At 50.9% G+C, this 16,654-nt stretch carries 8 protein-coding genes; 4 read left to right on the top strand and 4 right to left on the bottom strand.

Annotated elements, in window-relative coordinates; translation table 11 throughout:
• Positions 1-2: 2 nt before the first annotated feature.
• Both D1627_RS01830 and treZ read right to left on the bottom strand, forming a co-directional pair.
• A complete protein-coding gene (locus D1627_RS01830) occupies positions 3-2,426 on the bottom strand; it encodes a DUF3536 domain-containing protein (RefSeq protein WP_119430505.1) in 2,424 nt (807 codons plus the stop codon).
• A 7-nt stretch (positions 2,427-2,433) separates the two neighbouring features.
• Positions 2,434-4,275, bottom strand: coding sequence for a malto-oligosyltrehalose trehalohydrolase (gene treZ / locus D1627_RS01825; RefSeq protein WP_119430504.1), 1,842 nt, complete (start codon positions 4,273-4,275; stop codon positions 2,434-2,436).
• A gap of 216 nt (positions 4,276-4,491) precedes the next feature.
• Here treZ and D1627_RS01820 point away from each other — a divergent pair, with 216 nt between their 5' ends.
• The 3 genes from D1627_RS01820 to glgB all read left to right on the top strand — a co-directional run bounded on the left by D1627_RS01820 (position 4,492) and on the right by glgB (position 12,157).
• Positions 4,492-6,513, top strand: coding sequence for an alpha-1,4-glucan--maltose-1-phosphate maltosyltransferase (locus D1627_RS01820; protein WP_119430503.1), 2,022 nt, complete (start codon positions 4,492-4,494; stop codon positions 6,511-6,513).
• Between the two features lie 24 nt (positions 6,514-6,537).
• Positions 6,538-9,873 carry a maltose alpha-D-glucosyltransferase gene (gene treS / locus D1627_RS01815; RefSeq protein WP_119430502.1) on the top strand — a complete coding sequence of 1,112 codons (3,336 nt, stop codon included), beginning with the start codon at positions 6,538-6,540 and terminating at the stop codon, positions 9,871-9,873.
• 304 nt (positions 9,874-10,177) lie between these two features.
• A complete protein-coding gene (gene glgB, locus D1627_RS01810) occupies positions 10,178-12,157 on the top strand; it encodes a 1,4-alpha-glucan branching protein GlgB (protein ID WP_394342574.1) in 1,980 nt (659 codons plus the stop codon).
• A gap of 88 nt (positions 12,158-12,245) precedes the next feature.
• Here the strand turns inward: glgB and D1627_RS01805 are convergent, their stop codons facing one another.
• Positions 12,246-12,848, bottom strand: coding sequence for a DUF2179 domain-containing protein (locus tag D1627_RS01805; RefSeq protein ID WP_233555477.1), 603 nt, complete (start codon positions 12,846-12,848; stop codon positions 12,246-12,248).
• 37 nt (positions 12,849-12,885) lie between these two features.
• The gene (locus D1627_RS01800) at positions 12,886-13,974 is read right to left on the bottom strand and encodes a mechanosensitive ion channel family protein (RefSeq protein ID WP_119430499.1); all 1,089 of its coding nucleotides are present in this window, start codon (positions 13,972-13,974) and stop codon (positions 12,886-12,888) included.
• A 258-nt stretch (positions 13,975-14,232) separates the two neighbouring features.
• Between D1627_RS01800 and D1627_RS01795 the strand changes: the two genes are divergently transcribed.
• Complete coding sequence (locus D1627_RS01795; protein ID WP_119430498.1) at positions 14,233-16,452, top strand: bifunctional alpha,alpha-trehalose-phosphate synthase (UDP-forming)/trehalose-phosphatase; 2,220 nt, start codon at positions 14,233-14,235, stop codon at positions 16,450-16,452.
• Positions 16,453-16,654 lie beyond the last annotated feature (202 nt).

Below are 16,654 nucleotides of genomic sequence, written 5' to 3'. Positions count from 1 at the left end.
TGTTAAAGGTTCAAATTCAGGTTTTGATAGAGTTCTTCAAATTTTTGACACCAGGCAGCGGCTATCTGGTCGCCTTGCATGCTGCGGTGATGCATTTCTTTATAGGTAGTTTGCTGCATCCGGAAAGCGATGTTCTGTGCTTGCCAAAAATCTGTTTCCAGCTTGGAGCCGTTAATAACCGCCAACAGCTTAATTAGCCGCTTCATGGTTACCACATCCTGCGGCCGCTCCTGTATGCTGTTCATGATGTGGCCCACGCGCTGTGTCAATACAAACTCCAGTTGATCATAGCTTAGCTTTACCTTCATGCGCCTTACCTCATCCAGTAACCGGCGCACTTCCTGCGGGTCTGGTTCTTCGGATTCAAACTCGCGCAGCAGGCGTGTATTCACGATGTAATCTACGGTTGTTTGCAGCGGGCGGGGCAGCTTCATGCCGATGGTTTTAATCGCCGCAATCAGGGAGTAGTTGTTGTCGTATAGTTGCTGGAAGTTGCTTTCCACGCCTTCCATGGTTTGCTCCAGCACCTGGTCCAATATCTTTTTCTGATCATCCTTGAACAAGTGCCAGAACGAGTAGTTGTGCGACTCAAAGTGCTTATCCAGCAGCATGATCACCTCACTCACGTAGCCTCGCTCAAACGCCGCTTTCAGTTCCTGGCGCAAGCTTTCGTAGTCATCGTGGCTCATAAACTCCCGCACGCCGCCAAACAGCTGATGGTCGCCGAGGTGCAGCACGCCATAGGTAATGATTACATGCTCCCAGGTTACTTTGCTTTTGATAACGGCACGACCCACGGCAAGGCGTTGGCGGCCAGCCTGTGTAAAGTCATGTTCTTCTGAGATGGCAGTGAAGCTATACAGGTCAAGTTCTTCCGTAAAATCCTGGAAAATGGACGATACGGCATAATGCGCTCCCACGCGCAGCAGGTCAATGATGGTTGGTTTAACGGATTGCTCATAGATCTGGCCGGCATTGCCACGATCTTTCAGGTTACTCTCGGCTTCGCTCAGCAAATTTATAAACTCTGCTTCGAGGTCATGGGAGGTTACATCCTGCGCAAGTTGTATGGCTCGGGCCGCATAAAAGACATCCTGCACTGTCTCGATGCCCGATACTTCATCGAAAAACCATCCGCAGCTTGTATATTGCAGCAACGCATGATATTGCATTTCCATCAGTTTAAGGAAGCGCACTTTCTCCTGCATACTTAGTGGCCGCGACGTATGGTCTTTGATAAATTGCTCCACGTTCTGCTCCGATCGGTCCATGATCACCTGGATGTACGCGTTGCGGCATTTCCACGGATCGGCGCCAAACGTTTGCATTTCCTGCTCATATAAAGGCACTAACTGGTCTCGGAGCCAGTCGAAGGCCACCCGGATGGGCTTTCGCCATTCCTGCGTCCAGTGGGCATGGCCGCCGGTGTTGCAGCCGCAGTTGCTGCGCCAGCGCTCTACACCGTGTGCGCAGCTCCACGAGCTTTCCTCAATAATCTGTGCCTCATACTCGGGCGGGAAAAGCTCCATGTACTCCCCGTACACGGTTATCTTGGCTAGTTCTTCCTCTTCAATATGATTTAACGCATAGGATAAGGCCATTTCTCCGAAGCGGTGATGATGACCGTAGGTTTCGCCATCAGTAGCAATGTTCATCAACTGCGGCTCTTTGCTCTGCTCATCAAACACGCTAACCAACCGGTTGGCAAAATCCTCACCCCGGTTCAGGAGGCGCTCAAAGGCAATCCCCTGCGATACAGGTCCATCGTAAAAAAATAATGTAATGCTGCGTCCCGATGGCAAGCGGCACAAGTAAGGGCGGCGCGGGTTAATGCGGGCACCCTCGGCATTGGTCCACTCCGTATCGCCCAGCTTCCGGAAAGCCTTTGCCTGGTACGGAGAAAGTATAGTGAACTTTATACCATGCTCGGCCAGAACCTCTAAAGTAGGCGTATCAGCGGCGGTTTCGGCCAGCCACATGCCTTCAGGATCGCGGCCAAAGCGCTGTTTAAAGTCATAAATGCCCCAGATTACCTGCGTCTGCTTATCGCGTGGGCTGGCCAGCGGCATAATAATGTGATTGTAAACTTGCGCAAGCGCCGATCCGTGGCCCGAAAAGCGCTTCTGGCTCTCCTTATCGGCATCAAGTATGGCCTGGTAGGTTTCTGAGTCGTTTTTCTTCATCCACTCCAACAGGGTAGGGCCGAAGTTAAAGCTGATGTAGCTGTAGTTATTGATGATGTCGACGATGTTCCCGTTTGCGTTCAGAATGCGCGAGGCAGAGTTACGGGCATAGCACTCTTCGGAGATGCGCTCATTCCAGTCGTGGTACGGTGCTGCCGACTCCTGAAGTTCTACTTCGTTTAGCCAGGGGTTCTCACGGGGCGGCTGGTAAAAGTGTCCGTGTATGCATATGTATTTGTCCATCGCTTTTCTATTGTACAAGTATGAGTACTGATTTTGGAGGCAGGGTTATTTCTGCCTTTTGCTCCAGTAGTTCGGGCTGGCTGCTTCCGGAGCCTCCCCATTCTTCAGCGGCTGAAGTGAGTAAGGTTTTCCAGTTGCCGTGGGCTTCGTCTGGTTGCAGCAAGCGAGTGGTCTGTTCTGTATCGCTTAGGTTAAAGAGGGCGTAGGCATATGGCTCTGCTGCACGGTGGATAAGGTGCAAGACTTGATCGGTTTCATCTATGCGCGCAATTAGTTTGCTCTTATCCGGCTTTGCCAGGCACCTGGTGGTCTTGCGTATCTGGATGAGGCGCTTATAATACTCCCGCAGCTGGTTCTGTTTTGGGTTGGAAGTATAGCTTCTGGTGAGCTTAGAGCGCTCAAAAGTGTCTTTGCTCTGCGGGTCTGGGGCCTCGCCTTGCCAGGCAAAAGCGCTAAACTCATCGTGGCGGCCTTTGCGCACTGCCTCAATCAGGTCTTTGTCGCTGTGGCTCACAAAGTATAAAAACGGATTTTGCTCAGCATACTCCTCGCCCATAAACAGCATAGGCTGAAATGGCGACAGGATGACGAGGCCTGCTATAACTTTTAGGGTCTCAAAATCGACTAACTCTGATAAGCGCTCGCCCAGCATGCGGTTCCCCACTTGGTCGTGGTTCTGGGAACATACCACAAATTGCTCGGCTTTATTATGCTCTGTACTGTTGCCGAAGGTACGGTGCCGGTGCTCGGAGTATAGCCCATCGTAAACGAAGGCGCGCTGCATAACCTTTGTCAGTTGCTCAGGCTTACCAAAACCAACATAGTAGCCGTCCTGCTCTCCTGTAAACATAGCATGCACCACATGATGAAAGTCATCGCTCCACTGGGCATCCAGGCCATAGCCTCCGCACTCTGTCGGGTTTATCAGGCGCACATCGTTCAGGTCGCTCTCCGCTATATGTATGAAATTGCGGTCGAGTTGTGTTTCCAGTTCCTTTACATGCTCTTGTAATTCTTCTAAAAAATGCTTGGCACCCATGTCATAAATGGCATGCACGGCATCCAGGCGCAGGGCATCAATGTGGTAATCGCGGAGCCACATCAGGGCATTCTGGAAGAAGAAGTTGCGCACGGGATCGGCATAATTGTCATCAAAGTTAAGTGCCGTGCCCCAAGGGGTCTTATACTTATCGGTAAAGTATGGGCCGAAATCGTTGAGGTAATTGCCCTCGGGGCCCATGTGGTTATACACTACGTCCATAATAACGGCAAGCCCTTGCGCGTGGCAAGCATTCACCAGTTTTTTGAGCCCTTCGGGGCCACCGTAAGAGTTTTGGACAGCAAACGGGAAAACACCGTCGTAACCCCAGTTTCTGCTGCCAGGGAACTGGGCCACCGGCATGATCTCAATGGCGGTGATGCCAAGCTCTTTCAGCTCCGGCAGGTGCTCGATCATCGCATCAAAGGTTCCGGCTTTGGTAAAAGTGCCCACGTGCAACTCGTAAATGATATACTCGTGCAGGGGCAGGTTTTTCCACTTCTTATCGGTCCAGGTAAATGTATGGTGGTCTACAATTGCGGAGGGCTTATGCACGCCGTCGGGCTGGTGCTGTGAGGCTGGGTCAGGGCGTTCTGTCTCACCGTCGAGCACAAAGGTATAGCGGGTGCCCGGGGTGGCAAATTCGCTGAGGCCGGTCCAGTAGCCCATGGCTTCATGCTGCAAGGATATTTGTATGGGTTCGGGCTTATGGAGCACCACTTCTACTTTTTTTGCTTTAGGTGCCCAAACTGTAAAAACGGTGCCGCTGTCTGGGGAATAATGCGCCCCTATTTCTCTAAGTATGCTCATAGATTGGATAGTTTTTCACAGCACGTATTAACTGGCATTGTGGGTATTAGGTTGTACCTTTTTAGCGAAGCGCTCTGTTTGCTTAGGTATTTTTTTAAGCGCTTTAACTAGGGCAGGGGCGTTACTGACAAACGTTATCAGTAATTGGGAAATATAGAACGAAACATATTTACCTTATATAAGTACGTACAACGGTTAAAGCTGAATGTAATCTCCATGGAACAACTCGAAGGAACCAAACGAATTGTTATAGAAAGTGTGAAACCCGAAATCAATTGTGGCCGGTTTCCGGCGAAGCGCACGGTTGGTGAGGAGCTAATAGTAACTGCCGATGTTTTTGCCGACGGGCACGATGAGGTTAAGGCCACCTTGCTGTATCGCCATTCGCGACGCAGGAAATGGACGGAAGTGCCCATGACATTTTTGGGAAACGACCGCTGGCAAGGTGCTTTTACGCCAGATGCCATGGGCCGTTATGAGTATACCATTGAAGGCCGCGTGGATCATTTTTATTCCTGGCAAAAGGGGCTTAAAAAGAAGTTTGAGGCCAACCAGGACATTACGGTAGAGCTACAAATTGGGGCTCAGCTGATGGAAGCCGCTGCGGAAAATGCAAAACCAGGCCAGCAGAAGCGTTTGCGCAAGTGGGCAGAGCAACTGCGCAACAGCCAGTCGCATGCAGAGGATGTTGCCTTTGCCACTGGCCCGGACGTTAGCGACTTGATGGAGGCTTGCTGCGATAAGCAAAACGTATCCACCTACAATAAGATCCTTCAACTGGACGTGGAGCGCCAGAAAGCCCTGTTCAGTGCCTGGTATGAGTTTTTCCCGAGGTCTGCAGCGCAGGAGGCTGGCAAGCACGGCACGTTTAAAGATTGTGAGCGCCTGCTGCCACGCATTGCCGAAATGGGTTTCGATACCATTTACCTGCCGCCGATACACCCGATTGGGCATGCCTTCAGAAAGGGTAAAAACAATTCTGTAACCTCTGAGCCCGGCGAGCCTGGGTCGCCGTGGGCTATCGGTGCTGAAACCGGCGGCCACGATGCTGTCTTGCCTGAGTTGGGCACACTGGATGAGTTCCGGGAGTTTGTGCAGAAGGCACGGGAGCATGGCCTGGAGATCGCCCTGGATTTTGCCATTCAGTGCTCCCCGGACCACCCTTATGTCAAAGAACACCCGCAGTGGTTTAAGTGGCGCCCAGACGGCACCGTGCAGTACGCAGAAAACCCACCCAAGAAGTATCAGGATGTACTGCCTGTAAACTTCGAGACTGAAGACTGGCAAAACCTATGGCTAGAGCTGAAGCGCGTGCTGATGCACTGGATACAGCAAGGCGTGTTTGTTTTTAGGGTGGATAACCCACATACCAAAGCCTTCTCTTTCTGGGAGTGGGTTATCGGTGAAATCCATAAGCAGTACCCGCAGGTTATCTTCCTGAGCGAGGCCTTTACGCGGCCACGCGTGATGGAGCGCTTGGCTAAAATAGGTTTTACGCAATCATACACATATTTTACCTGGCGTAACTCAGCGCAGGAAATCCGGCAGTACATGGAGGAACTGACACAGTCAGAGCTTCGTGAATACTTCCGCCCTAACTTCTGGCCGAACACCCCGGATATACTACCTTATGCCTTGCAAGAGGGTGGTGAGGCAGCACACATCACACGTGTAGTTATGGCGGCAACGCTATCTTCTAACTATGGGCTTTATGGCCCTGTCTATGAGTTTGGGATAAACCAGGCCGTTCCGGGCAAGGAAGAGTACTATGACTCAGAGAAGTATGAAGTGAAACACTGGGACTGGGGCAAACTCACCAAAATCCGGGAAGTGATCACGCTCATCAATAAAATACGGCAGGTAAACCCGGCATTGCAAACCACCTGGAACATCGCGTTTGGCGAGTGCGAGAACCAGGCTATACTTTGCTATGCCAAGTGGAGCAGCGACTTTAAGAACAAGATCTTCGTAGTCGTTAACCTTGACCCGCACCAGACACAAAGCGGGTGGGTGAAAGCGCCACTCTGGAAATTAAAAATGCCTGCCGACAAGCAATACCTGGTACACGACCTGCTTACTGAGCGCAAGTATACCTGGACTGGCGAGTTTAACTACGTGGAACTGCGCCCGCACGAAATGCCTGTACATGTTTTCAGGATCGAAGAGGCGAGCGAGGGCATGGGCCACGATAACCTCGACGATAACTGGCTACCAAACGAACACCACACCAACGAATAGAAAAGAACCCTTTTGACCACAATTATGGCAGACGAAAAATTCGAGTTTGACGACAATATCCACTGGTATAAAGATGCGATCATTTATGAGCTTCATATAAAGGCATTTAAAGACGGAAACGGCGATGGCATCGGCGATTTTAAAGGCCTGATGCAGAAGCTGGATTATCTCGAAGACTTAGGCGTAACGGCCATCTGGCTGCTGCCCTTTTACCCATCGCCCCTGCGCGACGACGGCTACGACATTGCCGACTACCTCAGTATAAACCCGAGTTACGGCAACATGCAGGACTTTAAGGTGTTTGTGCGTGAGGCACATAAGCGTGGCCTAAAAGTTATCACAGAGTTGGTTATAAACCATACCTCTGATCAGCACCCATGGTTCCAGCGTGCGCGCCGTGCCAAAAAGGGTTCTAAGTACCGCGACTGGTATGTTTGGAGTGATGATCCGAATAAGTATAAGGACGTTCGTATCATCTTCACGGATTATGAGCCTAGCAACTGGAGCTGGGACCCAGTGGCTGAGCAGTACTATTGGCACCGTTTCTTCTCGCACCAACCCGACCTGAACTACGATAACCCTGCCGTGCAGAAGGAGGTGTTTAAGGTACTCGACTATTGGTTTGACCTGGGCGTGGATGGCTTCCGTTTGGATGCCGTGCCATACTTGTTTGAGCGCGAAGGAACCAACGGCGAAAACCTGCCCGAAACCCACGATTTCCTGAAAAAGCTGCGCGCGCACGTAGACCAGAAGCATACCGGAAAACTGCTGCTGGCCGAGGCTAACATGTGGCCCGAAGACTCTGCCTCATACTTTGGCAAGGGCGACGAGTGCCACATGAACTACCATTTTCCGATTATGCCGCGCTTGTTTATGTCCTTGAAGATGGAGGATCGCTACCCGATCATCGACATCTTTAACCAGACGCCGGCCATACCCGAAAGCTGCCAGTGGGCCATGTTCCTGCGTAACCACGACGAGCTGACGCTTGAAATGGTGACTGACGAGGAGCGCGACTACATGTATAAAGTATACACCAAAGACCCGCAGGCACGCATTAACCTGGGTATACGCCACCGCCTGGCCCCGCTACTGGGCAACGACCGCGCCAAGATAGAGCTGATGAACGTGCTGCTCTTCTCGTTGCGCGGCACGCCGGTGGTATACTATGGCGATGAGATTGGTATGGGCGACAATTACTACCTCGGTGACCGCGATGGTGTGCGCACGCCTATGCAATGGGATGATAACCGCAACGCCGGCTTCTCAGACGCTAACCCGCAGCGGCTGTACCTGCCTGTCATCATCGATCCGGAGTATAAGTATGAGTCCGTGAACGTAGATACGCAGAACCACAACGGTAACTCATTACTCTGGTGGATGCGCCGCACTATAAACATGCGCAAGCGCTACAAAGCCTTTGGCCGAGGAACTATAAAGTTCCTGAACCCGAGCAACTCCAAAGTGCTGGCTTTTGTGCGCGAATACGAAGACGAAACCATACTTGTGATCGCGAACCTGTCGCGCTTCCCGGAGGCCGTAGAGCTTGACTTGCAGGATTACAAAAGCCACGTGCCAATGGAGGTATTCAGCAAGAACAAATTCCCAAGTATAAAAGAGAACCCATACCTGTTTACCATTGGTGGCCACGGCTACTACTGGATGGAGCTGCGCCCGCAAGAAGTGGTGCAGGAATCGGAGAAGGATCAAGCCAAGCCTGCCATGCAGGTAACAAATTTAAAGCAGCAACTGCCTGCCCACACGCTGCGCGAGCTGGAGAGCCGCGTGCTTCCGCAATACATCTGGCAGCGCCGCTGGTTTGGCGGCAAGGCCCGTACCCTGCAGCGCATGCAGGTCATCCAAAGTATGCCGCTACCTTTAGGCAAAATTGGGGCTGCGATGCTGTTTGTAGAAGTTAGCTATAACGAAGGTCTGCCGGAGCTTTATCAACTACCGATTGCCTTTGCCACAGGCGAGCAGGAGCAGGAGCTGCGCGATCATCACTCCAACGCCGTAATTGCCCGCGTGGCTGTAGATGGAAAAGAAGGTATACTTTACGATGCCCTCTACAGCGAAGATTTCCGTCATATGCTGCTGCAACTGATGGTGAAGCGGAAGCGCCTCCGGCATAACGGAGCCGATTTGGTAGGTTTTAGTAACAAAGGCGTAGCAGCGGAGCTGAAAGGCATTGAAGGGGCGCTTACTTCTAAAATCCTGTCGGGAGAGCAGAGCAACACATCTATTGTGTACAACAACACCTTCTTTATGAAGGTCTACCGTAAGCTAGACCGTACCCTGAACCCGGATGTAGAGGTAGTGCAAATGCTAACCGACCAGATCGGTTTTGACCATGTGCCACGCTACCTGGGCTCACTGGAGCAACATGAAAGCGGAAAGCAGCCGATGGTGCTGATGATGCTGCAGGAGCTGGTGCCAAACCAAGGCGACGCCTGGAGCTATATTGGGGATGCGCTTAAACGCTTGTATGAACGCCTCCTGACGCAGAACGAGCATGTGAAAGCCAAAACGCCAGCTGGTTCGTTGTCGCGGCCATTGCCTTTTGCTGAAATCCCGGATGAGGTGCAGATGCAGATTGGAGGCGCGCACGTGGAACGTGTGGAACTACTGGGCCAGCGTACCGCAGAAATGCACCTTGCGTTGGGTTCCGTTACCAATAATAAAGACTTTACCCCTGAAAACTTCTCGCTGCATTACCAACGCTCGCTCTACTCATCGCTGACCTCGCTGGTTAGGAGTAACTTCGATAGCCTGGCTAAGCACTTGCCAAACCTGCCGGAGCACGTGCGCGGCGAGGCAGAGGAAGTGCTGCAAATGCGCGAAGAAATTCTTGAGCGTTTGAAAATGATCTTCGCGCGTAAAATTGATACGCAGAAGATCCGGACGCATGGCGATTACCATTTAGGCCAGGTGCTGTTCACGGGCAAGGATTTCTACATTATCGATTTTGAAGGCGAGCCGGCGCGCACCTTTAGTGAGCGTAGGCTTAAGCGCTCTGCCCTGCGCGATGTGGCCGGTATGATCCGATCGTTCCATTATGCGGCTTACAGCGCGCTGTTTCAGCATGAAGGGCTGCGTAAGGAAGACTCAGCTTATTTGGAGGCTTGGGCGGAGCAGTGGTATCATTACGCCAGCGGCTTCTTTATGCACACGTACCTGGGCAAAACTATGGGCACAGGCATTGTGCCGCCTAAGGAAGATGACTTCGAGGTGCTCATTCATACTTTCTTGTTAGAGAAAGCTATCTATGAGCTGGGTTATGAACTGAACAATCGTCCGGATTGGGTGCTAATCCCTATCAGAGGCATTAAATACATCATGAAAAAGTATAAGAATGGCTAAGAAAAAAGAAAGCGCAACCACCGAGACTAACGATATAAACAAGGTATCGACAGCTATAACTTCCAAAGCCACTACTTCACGCAAAAAGAAAGAGGAGACAAACGCTGCGGAGGATGTAACCAAGAAAAAACCTGCGGCAAAGCGTGCCAGCAAAAAAACTGCTGCTAAAGCTAGTGCCCCTGCAACCAAGGCCGCTGATGAAAACACGAAGCCCAAGCGGGGCCGAGCCAGTAAAAAGGAAGCTACCAAGACTGAATTAGTGGTGCCTGTCGCCTCATCGGGAGGTGTGCAGGAGAAAGTTAAAATGAAGCGCGGCGGTGGCAGGGCTAAAACTAAAGTAGTGGACGAAGCCCCTGCAGAGCAGCGGCAGGATAGGCCTGTGTGGTATGCCAGCCGCTTCACCGATTACGATGTATACCTCTTCCGGGAGGGAAAACATTACTCGCTGTATCAGAAGCTAGGCTCGCACCTTATGGAAATGGCAGGGCAAAAGGGAACATACTTTGCGGTGTGGGCACCCAACGCGGATGAGGTATCGGTAATGGGTGAGTTTAATGGCTGGAGCCGCGATAGCCATCAGCTACATGTGCGGCACGATGGCTCGGGTATTTGGGAGGGCTTCATACCGGAGGTGCAAACTGGTGTGATGTACAAATATCACATTAAGTCTAAATATCACTTATACCACGTTGAGAAGAGCGATCCGTTTGCCTTTTGCAGAGAGGTGCCACCACAAACAGCGTCGGTGGTTAACGATTTGCAGTATGAGTGGCAGGACCAGGAGTGGGTTGATCACCGAAAAAATATGCTGGACAAGCCGCAGCCTTACAGCGTGTATGAACTGCACCTGGGCTCTTGGCGCCGCAAACCGGAAGACAATAACCGCCCGCTTACTTACCGCGAGCTAGCCGAAGAACTGCCGGCCTACATAAAAGACATGGGCTTTACGCACGTGGAGTTCATGCCTGTGATGCACCATCCCTTCAACGGCTCATGGGGCTACCAGATAACCGGTTATTTTGCCGCACATAGTCTACTAGGATCTCCTCAGGATTTGATGCACCTGATTGATGTGTTGCACCAGAATGGGATTGGCGTAATTATGGACTGGGTACCATCGCACTTCCCGTCGGATGAGCATGGGCTGGCATACTTTGATGGCACGCACCTGTTTGAGCACGCCGACCCGCGCAAGGGCTACCACCCAGACTGGAACAGCTATATCTTTAACTATGGCCGCAACGAGGTGCGTTCGTTCCTGATCAGCAATGCTTTGTTTTGGCTGGATAAGTACCACGTGGATGGCCTGCGCGTAGATGCAGTTGCCTCGATGTTATACCTAGACTACAGCCGCAAAGAAGGCGAGTGGATCCCGAACGATCATGGCGGCCGGGAGAACCTGGAGGCCATCTCGTTGCTTAAGGAGTTTAACCAGGCGGTGCACGACAACTTCCCGGAAGTACTTACCATTGCCGAGGAGTCTACGGCATGGCCCGCAGTTACCGGCGCAGTGGAGCACGACGGCCTGGGCTTTAACATGAAGTGGATGATGGGTTGGATGCACGATACGCTGGACTATTTTTCCAAAGACCCGATTTACCGCCGTTATCATCAGGGTGAAATTACATTTAGTATAATCTACGCTTTCTCCGAACGGTTTATGCTGCCTTTATCTCATGATGAGGTGGTGCACGGCAAAGGGTCGTTGCTGCGCAAAATGCCCGGCGATGAGTGGCAAGCGTTTGCTAACCTGCGTGCGTTGTATGCTTACATGTATGCACACCCCGGCGCTAAGCTTATGTTTATGGGGGCAGAGTTGGCGCAGTCCAGTGAATGGAACCACGACAGCAGCCTAGATTGGCATTTGTTACAGTTTGGCTACCACCAGGGGATACAGCAACTGCTTCGGGAGCTAAATGCCGTTTACAAGGCGGAACCGGCACTGTATGCGCATACTTTCGATCCACAAGGGTTTCAATGGGTAGATTTGAACGATGCCCATAATTCGGTAATAAGTTTCCTGCGCAAAGGCAACAACACACAGGAAGAGCTGTTAGTGGTTTGCAACTTCACGCCGGCCATGCATGAGCATTACCGCTTGGGTGTGCCGCACGGAGGGGAGTGGGTGCAGGTGTTCAACTCTGATGATAGCCGCTATGGTGGCAGTAACAAGCACAACCCAGATGTCATCCATACTTCACCAGAGCCTTTCCATGGCCATAATCACTCCCTGACGCTGGTATTACCGCCGATGGCAGTGGTTTACTTTAAGCTCAGAAGCTGATCAGGTTATAAACCCCAGTAAGTACAAACGCCCTCCCTGAAGTATAAAACTGCTTCAGGGAGGGCGTTTGTACTTAAATTGTATTTTCTCATTTGCTCTTTCTTAGCGGGAACGCACGGCGTAGGTAAGTATGCCGTTCGGACTCCTTTTGATTTACCTCCAGATCTGACACCGAGCGGACGTCCTCCACAGAATAAAAGGCGTGAGGATTATAGTCCCGGACGATATCAATGACGTGCTGTAGCTTTTTACGCTTCACGATCAGGAAAAGCAGGTTTACCTTTCCGCGCGTTCCGCGGGCATCAATACAGGTAAGTCTATAGCCATGGCCTTTCAGGCGGTCTATAAGTTGGTTAGCGGGCTCCACTGTAATTATGCGCACTACCATTTGGCCAAGGGCCAGCTTCTGCTCTACGCGCAGGCCCAGGAAATTTCCCATGGCAAACCCTCCGGCCCATGCCAGGTAAGAAGCCACGTTGTTCAGGTTTTCCATTACCTGTGTTATGGCCACCAACCAAATCAGCACTTCCAGAAAGCCAAGTATAGGAGCTACCGTTTTGTTGCCCTTCGATACAAAGACAATGCGCAGCGTGCCAAGCGTTACATCGCAGATGCGGGCAAAAAAGATTAAGGCAGGAATCAGTACCCAGTTCATTATAACCGGGTCAACACCGTAAAAAAAGTTCATCATGTATACTTAGGTCAGAGATCGAGAGTGAATGCACAAGTTACGAAAGCTCGGCCAGTGGCGGCAATTTATCTCCCACAAACTCACTGCGCGTTTTGGGAAGGGCTGTAGGGTTGCTGCGCTGGATAAACTCAACCAGTTTCTCGCGCACATGGCAGCGCAGGTCCCAGGCTATACTTGAGTTAGCTGCGCTCATGAGTGCGCGCAGCTCTAGCGTTCGCTCCTTCGAGTCGGTTACCTGCAGCACCGATACGCGCTTGTCCCAAAGGTCGGTGTGTGCAAGTACTCGGTCAAACTCTTTACGAAGTGGCTCTATGGCAACAGTGTAATCCGTGTACAAGTACACGGTGGCAAGTATATCGGAGCCTGTGCGGGTCCAGTTCTGAAACGGGTTTTGGATAAAGTAATTCAACGGAAGTATGAGCCGGCGGTTGTCCCAGAGCTTCAGTACCACGTAGGTAAGTGTTATTTCCTCTACGCGGCCAAACTCCTTTTCCACCACCAGCACATCATCCAGGCGGATCGGTTGCGTGAATGCTATCTGTAGGCCAGCCAGTAAGTTTGCAATAGAGGTTTGAGCCGCAAAACCAATGACAATGCCAGCCACGCCTGCTGAGGTAAGCAGGCCGGTGCCCAGCTTGCGCACGGGCTCAAAGCTCAGAAGTATAAGCGATGTAGCCAGAAAGATGATGGTGACCACCGTAATCTTACGGAGAAACTGCAGCTGCGTAATTAGCTTTCTCTCTCGCATGTTATCTGGTTTCTCGATAGCATACTTGTGGCGCACCAGGTCGCGGGCCACGTCGGTCAGCTTTACAAGGATCCAGGCAAACGCAATAATGTCCAGGATCTCAGTCAGGCGCCGCAAGCTACGCAGCAAAGTAGGGCTGTAAGGCAGCAAGGGTAAGGCAATAGAAACGAAAAGTAGCGGCATGAAAAATGAGAGCGGCCCGTTCAGGTGCCTTGTCAGTGACTTTACCGTTACGGGGTTCTCGCGGCGGTTAAACAGGTTCAAGAGCTTAAATAACAGGAACTTGGTAAGTATGCCGAGCATAACTGCTACCCCAAGTATGGCCAAGCCCGCAAATTCTCCCTGGTAGCGCTCGTAAATTGATAATAGGTATTTCATGGGTGCGTAAACTCTTACTTTATCAGGGGAAATACTTAGTATTTGCCGTAATGGTTATAACTGACAGAGAATCAGGATGCACTTTTTTGTTAATATATAAATTGATATATTAGAGAACGTGAGGCGCAAAATCTACGTATGTGCTTTAGGTTGATGTGTGTCAACCGCTGGAGATAAACCTAACTTAGCATACGGCTGCAGTTCCTTTCCGCGCCCAAATACCTGCTGCACTGGCTGCTAAGAAAATTACCACAACGCATGGCAAAACTGATTATCGTTTCTAACAGGTTACCTGTAAAACTACAAGAGAAAGACGGCGAACTGAGCTACAAGTCAAGTGAAGGGGGGTTGGCGACCGGCTTAGGCTCAATCTATAAAAAAGGCGACAACCTTTGGATTGGATGGCCCGGTTTGGTAGTTACTGAGGAAGCGAAGCAAGAGCAGATAACCACCGACCTGAAACCCGAAAACATGCATCCCGTTTTCCTCACCGAAACCGAGATCAAGGAGTTCTACGAAGGCTTCAGTAACGAAACCCTCTGGCCCACATTCCACTACTTCAGCCAGTATGCCATCTACGACCAGCAGCTGTGGGAAACCTACGTGGAAGTAAATCAGAAGTATTGCGATGCGGTGGTGGCTCAGGCCGGCCCTGAAGATACTATTTGGGTGCACGATTACCAGTTGCTGCTGTTGCCAAGTATGCTCCGTGAAAAGCTTCCGGACAGCACTATTGGCTTCTTTCAGCATATCCCGTTCCCTAGCTATGAAGTATTCCGCCTGCTACCCTGGCGTAAGCAACTGCTAGAAGGTATGCTGGGTTCTGACTTAGTGGGCTTTCATACCTATGACGACATGCGCCACTTCCTGAGCTCTGTAAATCGAATCGTAGGTTATGGTAGCATGCACGGCTGGATAAACACACCTAACCGCTCCATGCTGGTAGATTCCTTTCCGATGGGAATCGACTATGAAAAATATTCGGGCACCGCTGCTCTGGAGGAAGTTAAGAAAAGAGAACGCATCTACCGTGGCAACCTAAATGCCGAAAAAATCATACTTTCCATTGACCGCCTCGATTATTCTAAGGGCATTGCTCAACGCCTTCGGGCTTTCGAGATGTTTCTGGAGAGCTACCCTGAGTTTCATGAGCGGGTAACCCTGCTGATGCTGGTAGTGCCTAGCCGCGATGCTGTTGAGAAGTATAAAGAACTGAAAGAGGAGGTAGATGAGATGGTGGGCCGTATAAACGGTAAGTACAGCCACATAAGCTGGAACCCAATACAGTATTTCTACCGGTCTTATCCGCTGGAAACGCTATCTGCCTTCTACCGCATGGCCGATGTAGCGCTAGTAACACCTATGCGCGACGGAATGAACTTGGTGTGCAAGGAGTATGTAGCCAGTAAATTAGATCAAAAAGGTGTTCTGATTTTAAGTGAGATGGCTGGTGCCTCCAAAGAGCTTTCCGATGCTATCCTGATCAACCCGAATGATATAAACCAGATGGTTGAGGCCATCCACCAGGCGCTGACTATGCCCGAAGATCAGCAAGTTGTGCACATGCGCAACATGCAGGAATCGCTGCAGCGCTATAACATCCACCACTGGGTGAGCATGTTTATGGATCGCCTGTCTTATGTTAAGATCAAGCAGCTATCGCTGGCCACATCTTACCTCGACGAGTCTACCTTCTTGGAAATGAGCGATGCTTACGAATCGGCTAGCTCGCGCCTATTCTTCCTTGAGTATGATGGTGCTTTAGTAGATTACCGCAACAGGCCACTGATGGCACGCCCTGACGATGACCTGATGGCCTTGCTGGAGCGCCTAAGCAGCAGCCCGAAGAACCGCGTTGTAGTTATGAGCAGCCGCGAGAAAGCTACTATGCAGGATTGGCTGGGGCATCTCAACATCGATATTATTGCAGAACACGGTGTTTGGATAAAACAGCGCGGCACAGGCTGGCAAACCATGCTAAGCCTAATGGACGACTGGAAAAAAGACATTCGCCTGATCCTGGATCTATACGTAGACCGTACGCCAGGATCATTCATTGAAGAAAAGGAGTACTCGTTGGTGTGGCATTACCGCCGGGTAGAAACCGGCTTAGGCGAACTGCGTGCACGCGAATTGGTGAGCCACCTAAACTTCTTGGCATCTAACAGTAACCTGCAGGTGCTGGATGGCCAAATGGCTGTTGAGGTGAAAGCGCAAGAGATAAATAAAGGCAAGGCATCGAGCTATTGGCTAAGTAAGTTCCCGCATAAGTTTGTTATGGCCATAGGTGATGACTGGGGCGATGAAGATATCTTTAAAGCGATGCCTCGCGAGGCCTATACTATAAAAGTAGGTAATGCTTCGTCGGTGGCTAAGTACCACGTGGACACCTGCCAGGAAGCCAGAGATATGCTGGACCGACTAGTGCAGGCAAACACTAACCAAGAGCAGTCTCCGGGCGCACTCATGACAGGTTGATAGCCGAGTTCTTACCTTCAGTATAAAGCCCCACCCGTTATAGTTAACAGGTGGGGCTTTAGTATTTTGCTGAAGAGTTAGAGAAAGAATCTATAAAATATTATGAAAGAACCTGAAATGCAAAATAGGTGTATGCTATTACTAATCTGATGTTTATACTTTGTTGTTTCAGCACTTCTTCAAATGCATTCACAGATTATTG

Source organism: Pontibacter oryzae (assembly GCF_003576375.1).
GTDB classification, from domain to species: domain Bacteria; phylum Bacteroidota; class Bacteroidia; order Cytophagales; family Hymenobacteraceae; genus Pontibacter; species Pontibacter oryzae.
Note: the sequence above shows the minus strand (reverse complement) of the source record. Positions and strands in the feature narration are given on the sequence as shown.